The sequence below is a fragment of the Sodalis ligni genome, from assembly GCF_016865525.2.
GTDB lineage: Bacteria > Pseudomonadota > Gammaproteobacteria > Enterobacterales > Enterobacteriaceae > Acerihabitans > Acerihabitans ligni.
Window position 1 is genome coordinate 2,286,701 of record NZ_CP075169.1, and the last position, 22,680, is coordinate 2,309,380.

Genomic DNA, 22,680 nt, shown 5'->3' on the forward strand with positions numbered 1-22,680 from the left:
CGATCCTGAAATGTCATCGTAGAAAAAGTGTAACGTATTCGCTAACTCGAGTCAGCTATTTCATGCCTGACCATGTCCATGGGTCGTCTGCCGGCCCGCGTCGGCTTATCGCTGCAACGAGTCAATGCCGGCCGCCGCAGCCTTTATCTCGGCGGTAACCGCGGAGGAACGCGGATTCCGCGCCTTTATCGGGATCGGGATAATCTTGACGTGGGAACTTTGTTAAGGAGAGGCTCATCCGGCCCCGAAAGCAGGGGGCCGTCATCTGTCTGGCAAGGGACATAATCCCGGTACCGCGGCTCGGGCAGCCGGCTTCTAATAGCCGCCTTTGGCCGCCGGTTCATCCGCCGCTTTCGGGCGGAACTGCGCCAGGCGCCGGTCCAGGGCCTCGGTATACAGCATGGTATCCACCCCGACCGCCACGAAATTGGCGCCCCATTCGATGCTTTTGCGCGCCATGTCCACATCCACCGCCAGGAAACCGGCGGCTTTGCCGGCCTGGCGGATGCGCCGGATGCTGTCTTCGATAATGCGCTGTACGGCGGGATGCCCGGCATTGTCCGGGTAGCCCAGGGAGGCGGACAGATCCGCCGGTCCGATGAACACGCCGTCGATACCTTCCACCGCCAGAATCTCATCCAGATTATCCAGCGCGGCCTTGCTTTCCACCTGAATCAGCAGGCAGAGCTCATCATTTGCTCTTTTCATATAGGCATCCACCCGTCCCCAGCGGGCGGCGCGGGCCACCCCCGCCCCCACGCCGCGCGCCCCGTCCGGCGGATAGCGGGTGGCCGCCACCACATCCCGCGCCTGTTGCGCCGTATCCACCATGGGGATCAGCAAGGTTCTGGCGCCGATATCCAGCACCTGCTTTATCAGCGCACGCTGGCCTTCCACCGGGCGTATAACCGGCTGGCTGTCATAGGCGGCGATGGCCTGCAGCTGATGATATAAATCCTGCACGGTGTTCGGCGCGTGCTCGCCGTCAATCAACAGCCAGTCGTAAGAGGACGTGGCGGCGATTTCCGCCATATAGGCGCTGGTGCTGCTTAACCAGAGTCCTATCTGGACTTCCCCGCGCCGTAATCCGGCTTTAAAGGCGTTGGCTAAAATATCTTTCATGGAAAATCCTTACTAGCGGTTATTTACTGGAGAGGTTATTGGCGGTATTGATGCCCGGTTTGGTCGTGGCCACTTTCAGCGTCAGGATGCCCAGCGCGCCCACAATGGCAATGGCCGCCAGCGTCAACAGGCCCGCCGCGCCGTTGCCGAAACCGGATTCCGCCTTCACTCGGATAAGCGGGGCCAGAAAGCCTCCCACGGCGCCGAACAGATTGACAAAACCGATGCCCGCCGCCAGCGCGGTGCCGGACAAAAGCTGGGTCGGCATGGTCCAGAACACCGGTTGTACGGCAATGCAGCCGATGGCGGCCACGCAGAGCGCAATAATGGCCGCCAGCGGGCTGACCAGCCCGGAGATGCCGATGCCCAGCCCGGCGCAGAGCAGGGTCGCTGCCGCAATCAGGCGGCGTTCGCCGGTTTTATCGGAATAACGCGGGATGTACCAGGTGCCGAACAGGGCGGCTATCCAGGGGATGGCGGTGACCAGGGATGCGACAAAACCCACTTTGGTGCCCATCAGTTGCGCCACCTGGCTGGGAAGGAAGAAAATCAGGCCGTAAACCGCAATCTGGATGGTCATATAGATCAGGGCCAGTTGCCAAACCCGGCCGTGGATGACGGCATCGCGCAAATGGGTGGCGGTTTTGTTTTTCTCCTCGCTTTCCAATTGGGTTTGCAGCGTCTGTTTTTCCTGCGGCGTTAAAAAGCGCGCGGCGGCGGGGGTGTCGTCCAGGTAGAAGAAGGTGAATATGCCGGCGATCACCGCCAATATTCCTTCAATCATAAACATCCAGAACCAGCCTGGCCGGCCCATGAAACCGTGCATTTCCAGCAGCGCCCCCGATAAAGGGGAGCCGAGGGTCAACGCCAAAGGCGCACCCATATAAAACAGTCCCATAATGCCCGCGCGGTTACTTTGCGGAAACCACTGGGACGTCAGATAAATCATACCGGGGAAAAAACCGGCTTCGGCCGCCCCCAAGAGCGTGCGCACCACCAGGAACTTGGTTTCGCTATCGGCAAACCCCATGGCGGCGGATAACAATCCCCAAATAAGCGTCGTGCCGCCAATCCAGCTGCGGGCGCCGAATTTACGCATCAATAAATTGGCGGGCACGCCCAGAATTGCATAGACCACGAAGAATATGCCGGCACCCAGCGCATAGGCCTCATTACTGAGCCCCGTGTCGAGCTGATAGGTTTCTTTGGCGAAGCCGATATTCGATCTATCCAGAAAAGCCAATATATACAGCGCCAGCATAAAAGGAATTAATCTGGCGCGGTTCTTTTTTATCGCGCTTTCAAGGAGCGTATTCATGGCCGTGTCTTCCTGTGCGGAGGGTTTTCGTTATTATCTTGGCCGGCAAATAAACATTACCGGCCAAGGTCTTATACCCTCAATAATTCGAGTTGCGGGAAAGCCTACGCACCTTCAACTTGAAGTATGTCGGGTATATATCGCCATTAATGGGTATAAGGCCGCTGCAAATTACATTCGCGGTTAAGCTCAACGCCAAAACCGGGTTTATCCAGCACTGATTTATGCATACGGCCGTTTTCAGGCACCGGTTCATTAAGCAGAATCGGATCAAATTGCGGCCGCAGCGTGGCGCAGTCCGGGCTGGTCATCAGAAATTCGCTGAAGGGCGTATTGGTAAAGGTGATAACCGCATGGTGGGAGTAGACCGATGAGCCATGGGGCACCACCAGCTGGCCGCGGGATTTGGCGATGGCGGCGATTTCAATCAGCGTCGTCAGGCCGCCGCACCAGCCCACATCGGGCTGCATGATATCGATGCCGGTTTCCGCCAGGGTCCGGAATGATTGCAACGTACCGTGGTGTTCGCCGCTGCTGACCATCATTCCCGGCGGCGCGTTGCGCTTTAACTCCCGGTAGCCTTCAAACTGCTGCGGCGGCAGGCACTCCTCGATCCATTTCAGGTTGTAAGGGGCGCAGGCGTAGGCCAGTTTGGTGGCGTAATTGACGTCCTGGCTCATCCAGCAATCCAGCATCAGCCAGAAGTCCGGACCGCATTTGTCGCGGTATTCCGCCACCATGGCCGCATCCTGGCGTATCCCGGCATCGCCGTCATGGGGCCCGCGATGGGTCGGCATCTTACCGCCGATAAAGCCCATCTGCTGCGCCAGATCGGGCCTGGCGCCGGTGGCGTAGAACCGTATTTCATCGCGGACCGCGCCGCCCAGCAGCTTATATACCGGCAGATCGGCCACTTTGCCGAAAAGATCCCACAGCGCCAGATCGACGCAGGAAATGGTATTCATGACCAGGCCGCCGGAACCGGCATAATAGAGGGTGGCATTGAGCATCTGGTCGTGGATAAGCTTAATGTCGCTGACGCATTTCCCCTCGATAAAACGGTTCAGATGCTTTTCCACGATAAAACAGCCCATTTCGCCGGCGGTGGAAACCGCAAAGCCGGTCTGGCCGTTATCCGCTTCCACCTCCACCACCAGCGTGCCCAGCACGTTGATGCCGAACGACTGCCTGGACTGTTCATACTCCTTATATTTGCTCATCGGCGTGGCGATATGGTCGTCAATCCAGTGCTGACCGACCTGGTCGTGGTAATCGCCGCCGCCGGCGCCTTTGGCCGCGGTTGCGCCGCCGGTAAACCAGGCGCGGACATGTTTGATTTTCGGTAGGATCATGAGAATGTCTCCTTAAAAGGGGTTAGGAAGCCTTGCGTTCGAAGGGGCTTTTCCAGCCCAGCCGCCGGGAAATATCTTTGGCGCAGGCAATGGCTTTGCCGGCCAGCAGATCGCGGTTATCCGTCGTGATTTGTTGCCCGGTTCCCACCACCGAGATGGCGGCGGCCAATTCATTGCGGGCATTGAATACCGGCGCGGCCACGCAGCGCACATCGGCGTAATCCTCGCCGTTGTCAAAGCTCCATCCCTGGCGGCGGATGCCGTCCAGCTCTTTTTTGAGGGCGGCCAGGGTAATAATCGTGCTGGGGGTTTTGCTGATGAACCGGATATTATTCATGATCTTCTGCTGCTGGCGCTCGTCCTGCCAGGCCAGCAAACATTTGCCTATTCCGGAGCGATACAGGGAGAGACTTTTGCCTTCATGGGACCGGACGCTAATGGTGGAAGTAGATTCTATTTTTAAAATATAATAGGCATTCTGATCGTCGATAATACCCAGATGGCATAATAATCCGGTATCTTCCATTAATTCCGTCAGCCGCTGTTTGGCGATATCCCGTAAATCCATTTTGCCTAGCGCCTGCTCGGACAATTCCACCAATTTAGTCCACAGGCAATAATTATCACGAACATCAAGCGCAATAAAACGCTGCCTTTTTAATTCAGCCAATATTAAATACGTGGTGCTTTTAGGCAGTCCCAGCTCGGCGATAATATCGGCGGCGGAGCAGGGGCCGCGCCGGGCAATAACATTCAGGATATCAATGGCGCGTGTCAACGCCGGGACTTTGCTGTTTTCCATTATGCTGGACTCCGGTCTTGTGTAATGGAATCAGTGTTGTCTTGCGGGGGGTTAAATTATGTGAGCAATATCAAAAATGGCTATTTCGGCAAAATAATGGGATGGTCACAGATCAATTCTGTGAGATTGCGCACGGTTTTTTAAGCAGCGAGTACAATGGGCTGTACTGAACCGCCGGTTCAAATCCGTTAATCATATAAGCCCTCCCGATCCACCGCACAGTAGTTTTTACGACCACGGATCCGGCGTACGGAGTCCCTGATTATCAGCGTGCCGTTCAGCAATAGGCTACCCACCGGCGCGTCAGGCCGTAGCAGTCGCTGCTGGAGCATTCTGACGGCCTCTGCGCCCAGCTCGTCCCGCGGCACATGCACTGAGGTGAGGGAATATCATGGATGGCGGCGAGGTTGAAACCGTCCATGCTCATCACTGATACATCCTGGGGCACGCGTAAGCCGGCCTTCTGCAACGCATTCATCGCCCCTACCGCCATAAAGTCCCCGCCGGCAAGGATAGCGCTCGGTCGCTCCGAAGGCGGGCAGGACGACAAAAAGGCGCTCATCAGGCGCTCGGATTCCGCGGCGCCGAAACCTTGTGCTATAAGCTGATGCCGTTCTTCGCTGAAAGCGAGATTGCGCATGTTCCAGGCCTCCCGCACACCGTACATTCGCAGTTCCATGGTGTAGCGTCGCAGGCAATGCAGCGTCAGGATATTGCAATGCCCCTGCTCGAACAGATAATTTATTGAAAATTCGCCGATGAGCTGATGATGGGGCGAAACCGAGGGCAGCCTCATACGGCGGTCACGACAGTTAATCAGCACGCAGGGCTTATGCAGCTCGGCCGCTAAGGTATGTATTCTGGGGTCGTCAATGCCGATAATCAGCGCGGCCTCGGTTTCCGGCAGGCTCATTTTTTCCAGAAACAGCGCGGCGTCGCTGTCGTTTTCCTCCAGTCCGCAATAGCGCAATCGTACCTCGTGCTGCGTCAGCGCCTGGCTGATGCCCTGGATGACCTTGTAATAAAAAATATCGGTGCGCACGTCGAAGGCGCGGGGCGGAGCAAAGACCAGCAATCCGTTCATCAGCAGCCGGCCGTTCGACAGTTCGTTCATCCCGCCTTTTTGGCGGGCGGCCGCCAATACCCGACTGCGCGCCGTGGCGCTGGTATTGGCCTTTCCCGCCAAAACCCGTGAAACGGTGCTGATGGAAAGCCCCGTTTCACGGGCCAGGGCGGTGATATTTAATTTTTCTTTCATTTTGTGATCTTCATCATATTTGCCCATGCAAAAATTTTCATGAGCTTATTTGCCGTTTTTTAGCAGGCTCGCGGGGAAATAGAACGCTATATTTATTATGTCATGAAAATTTTTGCAAAAAACGGCATAGACTCGCATTTTTGGCTCTTTTACTGTCGGGATGATAGCCAACCGATACGTAGAGGAAGTCATGAGTCTCGTTAATCATTCCAAAGCGGTAACCCAGGCAGGTAAACGGGCGGTAAAAAATTTACGCTGGTGGATGCTGGCCTTATTTCTGCTCGGGGTTACCGTTAATTACATCACGCGTAATGCCCTGGGGATACTTGCTCCTGAATTAAAAAATTCCCTGCATATGACCACCGAGCAATATTCGTGGATCGTTGCCGCTTTTCAATTGGCCTACACCATTTTTCAGCCGTTTTGCGGCTGGCTCATTGATGTGATCGGCCTGAAATTGGGTTTTTTAATTTGTGCTGTAATTTGGGCGTTGATGTGTTTGCTGCATGCCGGAGCCGGCAGTTGGATTCAACTGGCGGTGCTGCGCTTTTTTATGGGGGCGTCGGAGGCAGCGGCCACTCCCGCCAATGCCAAGGCCATCGGCGACTGGTTCCCGAAAAACGAGCGCCCGGTGGCGGCGGGTTGGGCCGGCGTCGGGTTTTCCATCGGGGCTATGCTGGCGCCGCCGATTATCTATGCCGCCCACGCCTCTTTCGGCTGGCACGGCGCTTTCTTCCTGTCGGGCTGTCTGGCCCTGCTGTGGGTGGGGCTTTGGTGGTGGCTGTATCAATCGCCGGCCACGCATCCAAACCTGACCGAAAGCGAGCGCGCCTTCATCCTGCAGGATAACGATCCCGTCCCCGTCAGGCAGCCGTTTTGGCGGTCGATGAAAAATATCTCAAAAGACAGACGTTTCTACGGCATCGCCATTCCCGCGTTTCTGGCGGAACCCGCCTGGGGGGTCTTGAGCTTCTGGGTGCCGCTCTACCTGGCGAACGAACGGGGCATGGATCTCAAACAAATTGCCCTGTTTGCCTGGATGCCGTTTCTCGCCGCCGATTTAGGCAGTATCGCCAGCGGTTATCTCACCCATCTCTATATCCGTTTATTTGGCTGCACCCGCATTAATTCGGTGGTGGCCAGCTCAATTACCGGCGCGTTTCTGATGTTGTCGCTGGCGTTGATGACGCTGGTGCAAACCCCTTGGCTGGCTATTTTGCTTATCTCGGTGGGCGGTTTCGGCCATCAGGTTATCTCCTGCATGCTCAGCGCGCTGGTGGTGGAAACGTTCGACAAGGGACAAATGGCGACGGTAAATGGCATGCGGGGTTCATGCGCCTGGGTGGCCAGTTTCGCCTTTTCCCTGATTATCGGCGTTACCGCCGATACCTTCGGTTTTAAACCGCTTTTTATTGCCATGGGCTTTTTTGACCTGATTGGCGCTATTTTTCTGGTGATGTTTATTGCGCAGCGCCGCGCCGGCGTGCCGGCCTGACGTAAAAGGAACAAAATGACATGAAAACATTGAAGAACTGGATACTGTCGCGGCAAACCGATGCGTTCGTTGAGCTTAAGGTGGACGATCTGCATATTTTTCGCCTGTATGTGCTGGAAAACGGCCTGTTCCGGGTGTTGATCAAACGGCAGGGCACGCTGGCGCTGGATCGCACCTGGAGTATCGCGCCAAAGCAGGACGTCCCCTGGGAAGGACGCGAGCGCGAATATGTCGGCGATTTCTCCCGGCCGGGCTATCAGCTTGAGCAGGACGGCGATACGCTGCGCGTTTGTACCCATACCCTCAGGGTGACGGTACATCAGCCGCTATGGCTGGAATGGGAATACCGCCTGCAGGACCGGTGGATGCCGCTGGCCGCCGATCGTCCCACCGGGGCCTATCTGCTCAATGCCCACGGCGACGGCATTGAACATTACCAGCGGCGCCATGGGCAGGAACGTTATTACGGACTGGGAGAAAAGGCCGGCGACCTCAATCGCCTCGGCAGGCGTTATGAAATGCGCAATCTGGATGCCATGGGCTATAACGCCGCCTCAACCGATCCTCTGTACAAGCATATCCCTTTCACCATCACCCAGCGCAGCGATGCCAGTTTCGGGGTTTTCTACGATAACCTCAGCAGCAGCTGGTTTGATTTGGGCAATGAACTGGATAATTATCATCCGGCTTACCGCCGCTATCGCGCCGAGGCGGGGGATCTTGACTATTACCTGTTCCTTGGCCCGCGCGTGCTGGACGTCACCAAGGCATTCGTGCGGCTGACCGGTAAAACCCTGTTTGGTCCGAAATGGAGCCTCGGTTACAGCGGGTCCACCATGCATTATACCGACGCGCCTGATGCCCAGCGGCAACTGATGAAATTTATCGCGCTGTGCCGGGAACACGCTATCCCCTGTGATTCGTTTCAGCTTTCCTCCGGCTATACCTCTATTAATGACAAGCGTTATGTCTTCAATTGGAACCTTGAAAAATTTCCCCGGCCCCGGGATATGACCCGTGCGTTCCATCAGGCGGGGCTGAAACTGGCGGCCAATATCAAACCCTGCCTGCTGCTGGATCATCCGCAGTACGACGAAGCGGCGGCGCAAGGGCTGTTTATCCGCGATTCGCAGTCTGACGGTCCGGCGCGCTCGGTTTTCTGGGATGACGAGGGGGCCAGCCTGGATTTTACCAATCCCGACACGGTCGCCTGGTGGCAAAAAAATGTCCGGCAACAGCTGCTGGACATGGGCATCGATGCTACGTGGAATGACAACAACGAGTATGAACTGTGGGACGGGGAAGCCCGCTGCCATGGATTTGGCCGGGAAATCGCCATCAAGCACATCCGGCCGGTGATGCCGCTGCTGATGATGCGGGCGTCGTTTGAGGCACAGCTGCGGTTCGCGCCGGATAAACGGCCCTATTTGATCTCCCGTTCCGGCTGTGGGGGAATGCAGCGCTATGTACAGACCTGGAGCGGAGATAATCGCACCAGTTGGCAAACTCTGCGTTTCAATACCCGCATGGGCATCGGGATGAGCCTGTCCGGATTATATAACGTCGGTCACGACGTCGGCGGTTTTTCCGGCGAACGGCCGGATGCGGAGCTGTTCGTCCGCTGGGTGCAAAACGGCGTGATGCACCCGCGCTTTACCATTCACTCCTGGAACGATGACGGCACCGTCAACGAACCCTGGATGTATCCGGCGGCCACCCCGGCGGTACGCGAAGCCATTCGCTTGCGCTACCGGTTGATGCCATATCTTTATACCCTGTTCTGGCTGGCCTGCAGTGAAGATGAGCCGATGCTGCGCCCGACGTTTCTCGATCATGAACAGGATGAACGTACCTTTGCGGAAACCGACGATTTCATGCTGGGGCGAGACCTGCTGGTGGCAAGCGTTGTCGAGCCGGGGGCGCGTCGGCGCAGGGTCTACCTGCCCGACAATCAGTGCGGCTGGTACGATTGGCATAGCGGACAGTACTTCACCGGCGGGCAGGAGATTGTGCTGGATGCTCCCCTTGAACGCCTGCCGCTGCTGGTGCGGGCCGGCGCGGCGATTCCCCTTTCCGGCCATTATCACTGCCAGGACAGCGCGGCGGATGACCGGCGCCGGCTGGCGCTTTTCCCCCTGTCGGGCATCGGCTCAGGTACCGGGCTGCTGTATGAGGATGACGGAGAGAGCTTCGGCTGGCGGGACGGGCATGCCCTTTGGCTGCGCTGGGAAATGCACAGCAAGGCTGACCGGATAGATATCCGTTTCCAGCAAGAGGGAGATTACCGCCCGGCCTGGGATGTCTTGACGCTTCAACTGCCCGCCGGCGAGGATCGCCCTCTTTATATCAACGGCACGCGGACCACAACATATCGCCTTGGCTGAGGGGCATTGTCGGCTATTTTATAGGTAGGATTATCATTCTTCAGGCCATTGGGCCGACAGCGGGCGGGGATTTCAATGAAAAACAGCCCGGTTTTCCAGTTATGCGCTGCAGCAACCCGTCCTGCCGGCGATGATATCCTTATCCCGCCGCCGGATGTTGCGCCTGGGGGCCGCATGGGCAGCCTGCGGCGTCCTGGGGGGCAGTGTTGTCTCCGTCGGCGCATCGGCCGCCGCCGGCGGGCAACCTATACCCGGAGGAAAAACCATGCCGACCCGAATAATACCCTCTTCCGGCGAGGCGCTGCCGGTTATCGGCCTCGGTACTTATCGCGGTTTCGATGTCAGTCCCGGCGGCGCCGATTATGCCCGGCTTCCGGCGGTGCTGGATGCGCTGTTCGCCGCGGGCGGCACGGTTATCGACAGTTCCCCCATGTATGGTCTGGCGGAGCGCACGGTGGGGGCGCTATTAAGCGAACGGCACCCCCGCCCAGCGGCGTTTATCGCCACCAAGGTGTGGACCTCCGGCCGGGAGGCCGGTATCCGGCAGATGAATGATTCTTTCCGGTTGCTGCAAACCGACATCATTGATTTGATGCAGATTCACAATCTGCTGGATTGGCGGACGCACCTGCCGACGCTGCGCGACATGAAAGCGGCCGGCCGCATCCGCTATATCGGCGTCACGCATTATTCCTCCTCGGCCTACGATGCCCTTGAATCAGTGCTGAATACCACGCCTCTGGACTTCCTGCAGATCAATTATGCACTGGATGACCGCGCCGCCGAAAAGCGGCTGTTGCCGCTGGCCCGGGATAAAGGCGTGGCCGTCATCTGCAATACCCCCTTCGGCGGCGGAGGCCTGCTGCGCCGCCTGGCTTCAACGCCATTGCCCGGCTGGGCCGGGGAGGCGGGGGCCGTTTCATGGGCACAATTGGCGCTGAAATTTATATTGGCCAATCCGGCCATAACCTGTGGGATACCGGGTACCGGCAATCCCAAGAACATGGCGGAAAACGCGGCGGCGGCTTCCGGCCCGGCGCTCTCCCCGGCCCAGCTGCGCGAGCTTATTGCGTTGGCCTGATTTCAGGGGCATCCCCATATGCCAAGGCGTGTTTTTTATTCGAGGGCGGATAATGTAATGCCTAATGATTTGAGGAAGTCGGCCTCGGTGAGACGCGCGCCTTCCTGTTTGAAACGCGTAAAATCGGGTTGTTCGTTTATATAAATTTCCGAAGCCAATAACAGCTCTTCACGGTCTTTGTCCGTGAGCTCAAGGGCCGCATAGCTGACACATGCCTGTTGACCATCCGCTGATTGCCAAAAGACTGCTTCCGCAGTGGGTGCAAAACCCGCGTCTCGCCCATTCTGAAGAGGCATATAAACCTAACGATTCCCCTGCGTGATTTCCAGGCTGTCTTTGACATCCAAAGAAAGAAAACGCCTCCGCTCCATTTACGGCACATACCGCAATGGCAGGCTGAAACCCGGAAATCATTCAGCATCACCGAAAATGGATATCTCCGCACAAACACTTTCCCGTCACTCTCTTCATATTATCCTCGTCTAGAGTATGTATGAACAATACGCGGCCCGCCGGGCGTGCATTACGCCGCTTTTTTGCCTCTCAGCCCCAGCCGGCAGCCAGGATAATGAACCAGAGCGGCGTGACCAGCAAGGCTTCCCGGGTATCTTCCTGGAGCGCCAGCAGGATCAGGACAAACACAAAAAACGCCATGCATACCCAGCACATCCCTTTACCCAGCGGCATTTTAAAGCGCGATTGCCGATGCCGTTCCGGGTATTTCCTACGATAAGCGAGGTAAGAGCAAAGGATAATGGTCCAGATGAACATAAACAGTATTGCCGACACCGTGGTCACCAGGGTGAAGACCGTCATGACGTTGGGAATCAGGTAAATCAGGGCCACGCCAGCTAACAGGCAAAGGCAGGAAAACATCAGACCGTTGGTGGGCACGGCGCGGCGCGACAGATGGGCAAAACGGCGATGGGCCGACCCCTGTTCCGCCAGGCCGTAGAGCATGCGGCTGGTGGAAAACATGCCGCTGTTGGCCGAAGAGGCCGCCGAGGTCAGCACGACAAAGTTCACCACGCCGGCGGCGGCAGGCAGCCCCGTCAACATGAACATGGACACAAACGGGCTATGATCCGGCGCGATGCTGTCCCAGGGCGTTACCGCCATAATGGCTATCAGCGCCAGCACATAAAACATAATGACGCGCAGAGGGATGGCGTTAATGGCGCGCGGCAATACCTTGTGCGGATCGCGGGTTTCCGCCGCGGTGGTTCCCACCAGCTCGATACCCACAAAGGCAAAAACCGCGATTTGGAAACCGGCAAAAAAGCCGCTGAGACCTTTAGGAAACAGACCGCCATGCCGCCAGAGATTGGACAGGGCCGCCGTATCGCCGGCATGTGAGGGATAATGCAGGGCCGCCAGCACGAAGCCGGCGACAATCAGGGCGACTATCGCCACGATTTTAATAATGGCAAACCAAAACTCCATTTCGCCAAACAGCCTGACGGTGGCGATATTCAAGGTGACAAACACCCCAACGCACAGCAGTGCGCTCATCCAGATTGAAAAATCGGGAAACCAGAACTGAAAATAGGCGCTGATGGCCACCACATCGGCGATGCCGGTGACTATCCAGCAAAACCAGTAGGTCCAGCCGGTAAAATAACCTGCCCAGGGGCCTAGCAAATCGGCGGCGAAATCGCTGAAAGATTTGTATTCAAGATTGGAAAGCAGCAGTTCCCCCATGGCGCGCATCACGAAAAACAGCATAAAGCCGATGATCAGATAGACGAAAATGATGGACGGGCCGGCCAGGCTGATGGTCTTGCCGGAACCCATAAAGAGTCCGGTGCCGATGGCGCCGCCGATGGCAATCAGCTGTATATGGCGATTATGGAGATTGCGCTGCAGTTTCTCCGGGCTCTGTTCAGCTAATAGATTTTCTGTTGATTGCTCAACCATATAGACTTATTCCTGTCGGTGATATTGTTTCGGCTCTGCTGGCCGATATCTGTGCGGCGCGAACGCCGGTAAGCCGGCATAAGATAGTGGAATAATAGCTTTAGGGGGTAATTATTTTTAACCGGCCGAATGAAAACGGACAGTACGGTCCGCACGGGGAATATTTCCGCGTGATGCCCGAGGAAAGGGTTCAGGCAGCGCTAGCCTAATAAAAAGGATGCCGCGCGCGCCGTTGCGTCAACAATGCCGCCTGTTGCTGAACGACCTCCCAAATCACTTCCCCGGCAGGTGATAACGTTCGGTTTTTACGCCGGGCCAACATGAGCGAACGATTGATTTCCGGTTGCAGCGCCCGGACCACCAGGGAACTGCCCGCCGGCAGCGGCAGGGCCAGCGCCGGTACGATACTGATGCCGATACCCGCTTCCACCATGGGAAACAGCGTGGCGGGATGGCCTATCTCCTGCACTATCTCGGCGTTGATGCCCTGTTGCCTGAGGGCTTCATCCAGCAGGGCGCGGCTGCCGGAGGCATAATCCTGTAAGACCAGACGGCAGCCGTTCAGGGATTGCCAGGAGACCTGCTTTTGCCCGGCAAACGGATGATCGCTGCGGCATAAAAGCAAAAAAGGTTCCAGCAACACCGGCTGACAATATAAGTCCGCGGTTTGGATCGGGTCGATGACAATACCAAAGTCCACTTCGGCATTGCGGATACTCTCCAGCACCCACTGCTGAGGCCGGTCTCGTAACCGCACCTTGATGCCGGGGTACAGCTTCTCGCTCACCGACAGGCACTGCGGCATCAGATGGGCGGAGATGGTCGGGCTTGCCGCGACATGGACCTTACCGCTGCGCTGCTGCCCGTAATGACGGGCGTCTTGCAAGGTGGTGTTCAATTCATCCAATGCGCGTTCCAGGCGACTGACCAGACGCTGTCCGGCTTCGGTCAACACCACTTCTCGGGTGGTGCGATCGAGTAACGTGACTCCCACCTCTTTTTCCAGTTCTTTAATACTATGGCTTACCGCCGACTGGCTCAGACCGATGGTTTCGCCCGCGCGGCTGAAGCTGCCGTGGCGGGCAATGGCGACAAAAACGCGCAGCTGACGTAGAGAATAGTTCATGCATAAAATTCATAAGTAGATTAGATAAATCAATTTTATTTCTTAAAGCAGCTTAAGCACAATAGCTTATGCTTTTTTTTTCGACAGGATTTTTGATGAAACTGCCCGATTATTTAGATCCCATGACGCTGTCCCTGGTCTGCACCGTGCTGCTTGCCTCGATATTTCCTGCCCGCGGCGATTTGGTGGAGTTCTTTCAGGCATTGACCACCGCCGCCATCGCGCTGCTGTTTTTCATGCACGGCGCTAAACTTTCCCGAGAAGCCATCATCGTCGGCAGTTCGCACTGGCGTCTGCATTTATGGATCATGGGCAGCACCTTTGTCATGTTTCCTCTGTTGGGACTGCTCTTTAGCTGGTGGCGACCGGTACCGATGAGCCGGGAAATATATGATGGTTTTCTTTATCTGGCCATTTTGCCGGCCACCGTGCAGTCAGCCATAGCATTTACCTCCCTGGCCGGCGGCAATGTCGCGGCGGCGGTATGCAGCGCTTCGGCTTCCAGCCTGCTCGGCGTGTTCATCTCTCCGTTACTGGTGGGTTTGGTCATGCATGTCCACGGCGCCGGCGGCAATTTCCATGAGTTCGGCAGCATAATGCTGCAGCTGTTGGCGCCTTTTATCGCCGGTCATCTGATGCGCCCCTGGATTGCCGGCTGGTTGGGACGTCATAAAAACATCGTCGGGAAAACCGATCGGGCTTCGATACTGCTGGTGGTCTACTCGGCATTCAGCGAAGCGGTAACGCATGGTATATGGCATCGCGTCAGTTCGGGCGCACTGGCGTTGATTCTGGCGTCATGCCTGGGTTTTCTGGCGATCATCATGATTTTCAATGTCTGGTGCGCCAGGCGTTTGGGGTTTAACCGGGAAGATGAAATTACCATATTATTCTGCGGTTCAAAAGAGTCTGGCCAATGGAATACCTATGGCGAACATACTTTTCCCGGCCGCAAGCGTAGGCGTAATGGTATTGCCTTTGATGATATTCCATCAGGTTCAGTTAATGCTGTGCGCTGTATTAGCAAGAAGATATAAAAATAAAGCGAAACAGGTATTGGCCACGGGTACGAAACACCCGGCGCGCGTAAACCGATAATGAAGGAATAGGTGTGATGGAAATTGTCATACAATAAGAAAACGATATGATAAATGTCTGCTGATATATGCTATAGATTGCGGAATTAAGAGCGTGTTTTAAACGGTGTAGTGTTTTTATATATAATCATCGACCTTTTCAACGAGAGAGTCCCAAGAATGTTAAAATAACTGCACTATGTTGTTTTTCCTATGCACTTAATTAGGGCAGGTTTCTGACCAGACAATAACGTATTATTACTCCGTCCATGGATTCAATGCTATTACATTGTTACAAAAGGAATAATTATTTTAATAAATTCTTTTTTTGTGGTACGTTTTATGCTTATTTATGTAAAGTTATGAAAGACGTTTAAAGCGTCTGTTTGTACCGATACTATTAATCAAAGCGTTCATCCCTTTTTTATCATTTTTTTTATTATTTGCTGGCGTTATTTCAATAAGCTGTTTTTTTTCAGATAACGTACAGAAATAAGATAGCCGGCGCAGTTCGTGAGATGGATATCAAAACTGTCACATGTAAATACTATTTCAGAACCAGGTAATTGGCGAATAACGTTGTTATCTGGTCAATGCAGGCCAGTCTTGAATAACGAACAGGAAATGCTCATGACAGCTTCAATGTGTCAGGAATCCATGGTTTTAAATGTCGACAACCTCCAGGTTCAGTTTAGCCATGCGCCAATGCCGGTGCTGGATAATATATCTCTGGCTATCAAGAGCGGGCAAACACTTGCGGTGGTGGGAGAGTCTGGCTGCGGTAAAAGTATTACCTCGCTGGCGTTAATGGGATTATTACCGCCCAACGCCAAGGTCATCACCGGCAACCTGGAATTGGACGGCACGGATCTGACCCAACTTTCCGAACGTGAGTTCGCCGATTTCAGGTGTCGGCAGGTTGCCATGATATTCCAGGAACCCATGACCTCCCTTAATCCGTCATTTACCCTTGGCAATCAGCTTATGGAGGCGGCCTTGCGCCATCAGGCGCTCACCGGTCCGCAGGCAAAAGCGTTGGCATTGGACATGTTGAAAAAAGTCCAGATCCCCGATCCGTTAGCGCGTATGGGCAATTATCCTCATCAGCTCTCCGGAGGAATGCGCCAGCGGATCATGATTGCCATGGCGCTGATCAACGGCCCCCGTCTGCTCATTGCCGATGAACCCACCACCGCGCTGGATGTCACCATCCAGGCGCAGATTCTGCAGCTGTTACGCCAATTACAGCGGGATACCGGTAGCGCAATATTATTGATTACCCATGATCTGGGTGTCGTAGCACAGATGGCCCATCATGTCGCGGTGATGTATGCCGGACAGATTGTCGAGCAGGGGGCTGTCCTGGAGATTTTCAACGATCCTCAGCATCCTTATACCATCGGTTTGATGGGTTCCATCCCCATGCTCTCCGCCCACGGGGGAAAGCTGTCCACCATTCCCGGCACGGTGCCCCAGCTCCATGAGATGCCAGCCGGCTGCCGTTTCGCCACCCGTTGCCCCTTTGCGGATCATCATTGCCGCCATCACCGCCCGCAGCTGGAAAATCTGACCCCTGAACATCAGGTGGCGTGTTTCAAAGCCCCGCTGGAAGAAAACATATCGGCGGAGGTTGCACAATGAATAGTCCACATCCGCCGTTGCTGGAGGCTTTGTCGTTAACCAAACGCTTCAACGCCGCCAAAACGCTGTTTCGCACTTCATCCGGCGTGCTGGCCGTGGATCGGGTGTCACTGAACGTATTCCCGGGGGAAACGCTGGCGATAGTGGGTGAGTCCGGATCGGGAAAATCCACGCTGGGCCGTCTGCTGTTGGGGTTACTCCCCGCCAGCGAGGGCGAGGTCTGGTATCAGGGCCGCAATATCTGTGCCTTGAAAAAAAAGCCGCTCAACCAGCTCAGGCGCGAATTGCAGATTATTTTCCAGGATCCCTTCGCCTCCCTTAATCCGCGTATGACGGTAGGGGAGATTATCGGCGAACCGATCTGGCTGCATGAAAACGTCGGACAGGAGGAACGGCGGCAACGAGTCAGGGAATTATTGGACACGGTGGGTTTGCCCGCGGTGTTTGAAGACCGGTATCCCCATGAATTTTCCGGCGGCCAGCGACAGCGCATCGGCATCGCGCGCGCGCTGGCCTGCGGTCCCAAACTGCTTTTGGGCGACGAGCCGGTTTCGGCGCTGGATGTTTCGGTGCAGGCCCAGGTGATTAATCTGCTGGCAAAACTTAAACAGCAGTTTGGACTGACCATGATTATCGTCGCCCATGGATTGGCGGTTGTTCGTCATATGAGCGATCGCACCGCGGTCATGTACCTGGGACAAATCATTGAAGCGGCCCCCCCCGGCGCGTTGTTCGACAGCCCGCTGCATCCTTATCCCCAGGCGCTGATACGTTCCGCGCCCGGGCTTGCCCCGGGAGGACAGCGCGACCTGCCGATAGAGACGGGGGAGTTGCCGGGCCCCGGCTCCGTGCCCCAGGGCTGCCGGTATCACACCCGCTGTCCCCATGTCCGCGACGTTTGCCGCAACTGGGAACCGGTATTGACGCCGGTAGGTGAGGGCCGCCAGGTCTCATGTCATCGTTGGCGGGAATTGCAGCAGCCGGGGACTATCGTGGCCGCCCCCTTATCCGAGGCTTTTTTAAGACGCCATAAGCTTTTTGAACGCCAGATTTCCATTAACAACAGTCAATCCTAAAGGTAAATTCCTGATGAAAATATGTGCCCGGTTTTTTCTTGGTCTTAGTGGTTTGATTTTGCTCGGCGCGAGCGGCATTGCCCAGGCGGAAACCATGCTTCGGGTAGGTCTTAGCAGCGATCCCGATCAGCTCGACCCGGCAACGTCGCGCTCCTATACCGGCAGATTCGTCTTTAATGCGCTGTGCGATCGGCTGGTGGATATCGATGCGCATCTGGATATCGTCCCGGGCCTGGCGACCCAATGGTCCTGGAGCGCGGATAATAAAGCGTTGACCCTGCGTTTGCGTCAGGGCGTGGTGTTCCATGACGGCGAAAAATTCGATGCCGCCGCCGTCAAATATAATATCGAACGGGATCTCACCTTGCCGGGGTCAACCCGTAAAAGCGAAATTTCTTCCGTCAGTTCGGTGGAGGTGGTGGATCCCTATACCGTTGTCTTGCATCTTAAGAATCCCGACGCGGCGCTGTTATCCCAGTTAACCGATCGTGCCGGCGCCATGTTGGCCCCCGGCGCCACGGCCAAAGGAAATGTCGCCGCCCACCCGGTATGTTCAGGACCCTATCAATTCGACAGTCGGGTGCAGCAGGATCGCATAGTACTGACAAAGTTTAATCAGTACTGGAACCCCAAACCTTATCATTTTGACCGGGTTGTCTTTCTACCGGTCCCCGACGCTTCCGTGCGGCTGGCCAACTTGCGCGCCGGCGACCTGGATCTCATTGATTGGGTCTCGGCCAGCGATGTGGGCACGGTGACGTCTGACAGCCACCTGACCCTGGCCAAGCCCACGCCGCTGGGATACATGAGCGTGGTGTTCAATATCGGTAATGGCCAAAACAAACCCACCAGTCCGCTGGCCGCCGACGCGCGCGTCAGGCAGGCTTTTTCGTGGGGCATCGATCGGCAGGCCCTCAATCAAGTGGTTTTTGCCGGGCAGTATACGCCGGCAAACCAGCCCTTTACCGATGCCAGTCCCTATCATGTACCGCTGCCGATTCCGTCCCGTGATGTGGCTAAGGCCAAGGCATTATTGGCCTCGGCGGGGGTGACCTCGCCGCTGCATGTCACCATGGTGGTGCCGAACGAACCCGTGGCCCAGCAAGTCGCCCAGGTTATCCAGTCCATGGAGGCCGAAGCGGGTTTTGATGTCAGCCTGCAGATGACGGAGCATGCCACGCTGCTGAGCCGGCTATCGTCCGGTGACTTCCAGCTGGCGCTGTCTTCCTGGTCCGGACGCCCGGATCCGGACGGCGATATCTATTCGTTTATTTCAAGCCACGGCGCCTTGAACGACGGTCGCTATAGCAACGAACAGGTGGATAAATGGCTGCTGGCGGCCCGGCAAATCAATAACCAGGACCAGCGAAAAGCGCTGTACACCAACGTGGTTCGGCAACTGCAAATCGACATGCCGGTGGCCTATCTCTATTTTGAACCGCGCATATTTGCCATCAGCGCCAAGGTGAAGGGATTCGTTCCTTATCCCGATGCCTTATTGCGACTGGCGGATGTGACCCTGAGTCAATGAGTGCAGCGAACCACGGGCGTACGGCCGAGGATACCTTATGTTAGAGATCATTTGTAAACGCCTGATCCTGGCGATACCGACACTGTTGCTGGTCACCGTGATGGCCTTTTGCCTGCAAAAATTGCTGCCCGGCGACCCGGTGCTGGCCATGGCCGGCGAGGAGCGGGATCCCCAGGTTATTCAGGCGTTGCGGACGAAATACCATCTGGACGATCCTCTTCCGGTGCAATATTACCGTTGGCTTACCAGTGCGGTTCGGGGAGATTTGGGCAGTTCTCTGCGTAATCAGGAGCCGGTGCTGAGCCTGATTGCCAGCAAATTGCCCGTCACGTTGGAGTTATCGGTGTTATCGCTGCTGATCGCGATGATTATCGGCATTTCCACCGGCATTTTGGCCGCGGTGCGCAAGGGGAGCTGGCTGGATCATGGGATGAACGCGCTCTCTCTCACCGGCATTTCCATTCCGCATTTCTGGCTGGGTATGCTGATGATCCTGCTGTTTGCCGTGAAGCTACGCTGGCTGCCCGCCTCAGGCTATGTCCCGCCGTCGGTGGATCTTGCGCAGAATCTCAGGACCCTGTTGATGCCCTCGCTGGTATTGGGTTCCGGACTGGGGGCGATTTTGATGCGCCACACCCGCGGGGCAATGCTTGGCGTGCTAAGGGCGGATTATATCCGCACCGCGAAAGCCAAGGGATTGCTGCCGCTGCGGATCGTACTGAAACATGCCTTGCGCAATGCATTGGTTCCCATCATCACCCTTTGTACCCTGCTGTTCGGGGAAATTCTGGGGGGCGCGGTACTGGCCGAACAGGTCTTTACTATTCCAGGATTCGGCAAACTCATCGTTGATGCGGTATTTAACCGGGATTACGCGGTCGTGCAGGGCGTGGTCATCGTGGTGGCGGTGGGCTTTATCCTGCTTAATTTATTGGCCGACCTGCTCAATATCGTCATCAATCCGCGCATGAGGAGGGCCTGACGTGAGCCAATTGACGACGGCCGTGGCTATTGGACTGGGCAAGAAAAGGCGCCGTGGGCGGGTAGTTGATAAATTTTTTGCCAACAAAGGAGCCATCGTTGGGGCGGTAATCATCATGTGTTTCGTGCTGATGGCATTACTGGCGCCGCTGATTGCCCCTTTCGATCCGGTGAAAGCCGATTTCATGGCGATACGCAAGGCGCCGTCCCTTATCCACTGGCTCGGTACCGACGAACTGGGCCGGGATATTCTCTCCAGGGTAATCTGGGGGGCGCGATCCTCCCTGCTTGCCGGCTGTCTCTCCATAGCCCTGGCAATTGCCATCGGCGTGCCGCTGGGATTGATAGCCGGCTATTGGCAGGGATTTTATGACAGCGTGATCTCAAGGATTATTGATGCCCTGATGTCATGCCCCTTTTTGGTATTGGCCATTGCCCTGGGCGCATTTCTCGGACCCAGCCTGGGAAATGTCATGATTGCCATCGGCGTGGCGGCAATGCCCATATTTGCCCGGCTGACACGCTCCCAGGTCATGGCTATCCGTAATGAGAAATATATCGAAGGCGCGAGGGCGATTGGCTTGCCGGATCGCTGGATCCTGGCGCGTTACGTTTTGCCGAACGTGTTGTCCCCCATACTGGTCCAGACCGCTCTGTCCATAGCCCACGCCATTATTACCGAAGCCAGCCTGTCGTTCCTGGGGCTGGGGCAACAACCGCCGCAGCCGTCCTGGGGCGCGATGCTCAATTCGTCAAAAAGCTTTCTTGAACAGGCGCCATGGATGTCCATCGTACCGGGGGTGGCTATTTTCCTCGCGGTACAGGGCTTTAATTTACTGGGCGAGGGGCTGCGCGATGCTCTCGATCCCCGATCTGAATAAATCAGGATAATACGATGAAAGAAATTGATTTCAATATTGCCTATCCCTCTTACCGGCCGGCCATGATGGGCCGTAACGCCGTGGCGACATCTCAGCCGTTGGCCGCGCAGGCCGGGATGAGAATGCTGATGCAGGGGGGGAACGCCGTGGATGCGGCCATTGCCACCGCCATGGCGTTAACGGTGGTGGAGCCTACCGGCTGCGGTATCGGCAGCGACGCATTCGCCATGGTCTGGGACGGTAAGCAGCTGCACGCCCTGAATGCCTCGGGACGCTCACCGGCGGCCTGGAACGAAGCCTATTTCGCCGGCCGAAGCGAGATGCCGATGCGGGGCTACGATTCGATAACCGTACCCGGCGTGGTGTCCGCCTGGGTGGAACTGGCGCGGCGCTTTGGTTCCCTGCCGCTGACCACGCTGGCCCAGCCGGCAATAGATTATGCGCAACAGGGGTTTCCCGTCTCGCCGCTGGTGAGTTTTCTATGGCACAAAAATCTGGCGGTGCTCAAAGACCAACCGGGATTCAGCGCCTGCTTCGCCCCTGATGGCCGTGCTCCCCGCGTCGGAGAATGCTTTAAAAATCCCGATCAGGCACGCTCGCTGTCGCTGATTGCCGAAAGTCAGGGTGAGGCCTTCTATCGTGGTGAACTGGCTGAAAAAACCGTCTCTTTTATCCGTCAGTACGGCGGGGCCATGACGCTCGAGGACCTGAACAGCCACCGGACCGATTGGGTCAAGCCGTTGTCCCGGGCCTTTGCCGGCGGTTCGGTACACGAACTGCCTCCCAACGGCCAGGGCATTGCCACGCTTATCGCCCTGGGTATCCTGGAGCAGTTGGATATCGGCCGGTACTCTCCCGATTCCATTGAGGTATTGCACCTCTCCATTGAAGCCATGAAGCTGGCGTTGGCGGATCTGGATAACCATATCGCCGATATCGACCATATGCGCTTTCCCGCCGACTTGCTATTGAGCGATGAATATCTCAGACAGCGGGCGGCGTTGATCGATCCCCATCAGGCGGGGGATTTCAGCTATGGCACCCCGCGCGAGGGCGGCACGGTATATCTTGCCAGCGCCGACAGCAAAGGCATGATGGTGTCCTATATTCAATCCAACTACAAAGGGTTCGGCTCGGGCCTGGTGGTGCCGGGAACCGGCATCAGCCTGCAGAACCGGGGCGCCGGGTTTGTGCTAAAACCCGGACATCCCAATTGCGTGGCGCCGGGCAAACGTCCGCTGCATACCATTATTCCGGCGTTTGCCCTGGACGGAAACGGCCAACCGCTGATGTCTTTCGGCCTGATGGGCGGACCGATGCAGGCGCAGGGCCATCTGCAGGTAGCCTTGAGGGTGATGCAATACAAACAGAATCCCCAGGCCGCCATCGACGCGCCTCGCTGGAGGATTATCGGCGGCCGCCGGGTGATGGTGGAGCATACCCTGGGCCGTAACCTGCTTACCGCGTTGCGCGCCCTCGGCCACCAGGTTGAAGTTGAGGACGCGCAGCTTAACCATCTGTTCGGCGGTTCGCAAATAATACAGCGACATCCCCAGGGGCATTACATCGCCGCCAGCGAATCCCGCAAGGACGGCCAGGCGCTGGTGTTCTGAACCGCGCTGGCCGAGGCCGCATCATA

16 protein-coding genes and 2 pseudogenes are annotated in these 22,680 nt (G+C 56.4%); 10 read left to right on the forward strand and 8 right to left on the reverse strand.

The features are described from left to right. Positions 1–315: 315 nt before the first annotated feature. From yfaU to GTU79_RS10730, 5 genes and pseudogenes are all read right to left on the reverse strand, one after another. Entirely contained in the window at positions 316–1,122 is an 807-nt protein-coding gene (yfaU, locus tag GTU79_RS10710; RefSeq protein WP_132922244.1) for a 2-keto-3-deoxy-L-rhamnonate aldolase, read from the reverse strand. A gap of 19 nt (positions 1,123–1,141) precedes the next feature. Continuing rightward, a complete protein-coding gene (locus tag GTU79_RS10715) occupies positions 1,142–2,440 on the reverse strand; it encodes an MFS transporter (protein WP_203521937.1) in 1,299 nt (432 codons plus the stop codon). Between the two features lie 146 nt (positions 2,441–2,586). Further along, positions 2,587–3,792: an L-rhamnonate dehydratase gene (gene rhmD / locus GTU79_RS10720; protein ID WP_203521936.1), complete on the reverse strand. Its 1,206-nt coding sequence runs from the start codon at positions 3,790–3,792 to the stop codon at positions 2,587–2,589. A 22-nt stretch (positions 3,793–3,814) separates the two neighbouring features. Beyond that, on the reverse strand, positions 3,815–4,597 hold the full coding sequence (locus GTU79_RS10725) for an IclR family transcriptional regulator (protein ID WP_132922241.1): 783 nt from the start codon (positions 4,595–4,597) through the stop codon (positions 3,815–3,817). 185 nt (positions 4,598–4,782) lie between these two features. Further along, positions 4,783–5,852, reverse strand: a pseudogene (locus GTU79_RS10730) (LacI family DNA-binding transcriptional regulator). A 190-nt stretch (positions 5,853–6,042) separates the two neighbouring features. On the opposite strand from GTU79_RS10730, the gene GTU79_RS10735 reads away from it, so the two are divergent. The 3 genes from GTU79_RS10735 to GTU79_RS10745 all read left to right on the forward strand — a co-directional run bounded on the left by GTU79_RS10735 (position 6,043) and on the right by GTU79_RS10745 (position 10,812). Further along, on the forward strand, positions 6,043–7,347 hold the full coding sequence (locus GTU79_RS10735; RefSeq protein WP_203521934.1) for an MFS transporter: 1,305 nt from the start codon (positions 6,043–6,045) through the stop codon (positions 7,345–7,347). A 20-nt stretch (positions 7,348–7,367) separates the two neighbouring features. Continuing rightward, positions 7,368–9,731 carry a glycoside hydrolase family 31 protein gene (locus GTU79_RS10740; RefSeq protein ID WP_203521933.1) on the forward strand — a complete coding sequence of 788 codons (2,364 nt, stop codon included), beginning with the start codon at positions 7,368–7,370 and terminating at the stop codon, positions 9,729–9,731. 130 nt (positions 9,732–9,861) lie between these two features. Continuing rightward, positions 9,862–10,812, forward strand: a complete 951-nt coding sequence (locus GTU79_RS10745; RefSeq protein WP_243701433.1) for an aldo/keto reductase — start codon at positions 9,862–9,864, stop codon at positions 10,810–10,812. 35 nt (positions 10,813–10,847) lie between these two features. Here the strand turns inward: GTU79_RS10745 and GTU79_RS10750 are convergent, their stop codons facing one another. The 3 genes from GTU79_RS10750 to GTU79_RS10760 form a co-directional block, all read right to left on the reverse strand. Further along, a complete protein-coding gene (locus tag GTU79_RS10750) occupies positions 10,848–11,108 on the reverse strand; it encodes a hypothetical protein (RefSeq protein ID WP_214513910.1) in 261 nt (86 codons plus the stop codon). A 247-nt stretch (positions 11,109–11,355) separates the two neighbouring features. After that, positions 11,356–12,729: a D-serine/D-alanine/glycine transporter gene (gene cycA, locus GTU79_RS10755; RefSeq protein WP_214513911.1), complete on the reverse strand. Its 1,374-nt coding sequence runs from the start codon at positions 12,727–12,729 to the stop codon at positions 11,356–11,358. Positions 12,730–12,934: 205 nt separating this feature from the next. Beyond that, on the reverse strand, positions 12,935–13,855 hold the full coding sequence (locus tag GTU79_RS10760; RefSeq protein WP_203521930.1) for a LysR family transcriptional regulator: 921 nt from the start codon (positions 13,853–13,855) through the stop codon (positions 12,935–12,937). A gap of 95 nt (positions 13,856–13,950) precedes the next feature. Here GTU79_RS10760 and GTU79_RS10765 point away from each other — a divergent pair. From GTU79_RS10765 to GTU79_RS10795, 7 genes and pseudogenes are all read left to right on the forward strand, one after another. Beyond that, positions 13,951–14,953: pseudogene (locus tag GTU79_RS10765) on the forward strand (bile acid:sodium symporter family protein). Between the two features lie 608 nt (positions 14,954–15,561). Continuing rightward, positions 15,562–16,572, forward strand: a complete 1,011-nt coding sequence (locus GTU79_RS10770; protein WP_214513912.1) for an ABC transporter ATP-binding protein — start codon at positions 15,562–15,564, stop codon at positions 16,570–16,572. After that, positions 16,569–17,648 carry an ABC transporter ATP-binding protein gene (locus GTU79_RS10775; protein ID WP_214513913.1) on the forward strand — a complete coding sequence of 360 codons (1,080 nt, stop codon included), beginning with the start codon at positions 16,569–16,571 and terminating at the stop codon, positions 17,646–17,648. Before GTU79_RS10770 ends, GTU79_RS10775 begins: the two co-directional genes overlap by 4 nt. 13 nt (positions 17,649–17,661) lie before the next feature. Further along, positions 17,662–19,179, forward strand: a complete 1,518-nt coding sequence (locus tag GTU79_RS10780; RefSeq protein WP_203521926.1) for an ABC transporter substrate-binding protein — start codon at positions 17,662–17,664, stop codon at positions 19,177–19,179. A gap of 37 nt (positions 19,180–19,216) precedes the next feature. Beyond that, a complete protein-coding gene (locus tag GTU79_RS10785) occupies positions 19,217–20,161 on the forward strand; it encodes an ABC transporter permease (protein WP_203521925.1) in 945 nt (314 codons plus the stop codon). Between the two features lies 1 nt (position 20,162). Then, positions 20,163–21,041 (forward strand): ABC transporter permease, encoded by an 879-nt coding sequence (locus GTU79_RS10790; protein WP_214513914.1) that lies wholly within the window; start codon positions 20,163–20,165, stop codon positions 21,039–21,041. A 14-nt stretch (positions 21,042–21,055) separates the two neighbouring features. Continuing rightward, positions 21,056–22,654: a gamma-glutamyltransferase family protein gene (locus GTU79_RS10795; RefSeq protein ID WP_203521923.1), complete on the forward strand. Its 1,599-nt coding sequence runs from the start codon at positions 21,056–21,058 to the stop codon at positions 22,652–22,654. Positions 22,655–22,680: the final 26 nt, after the last annotated feature.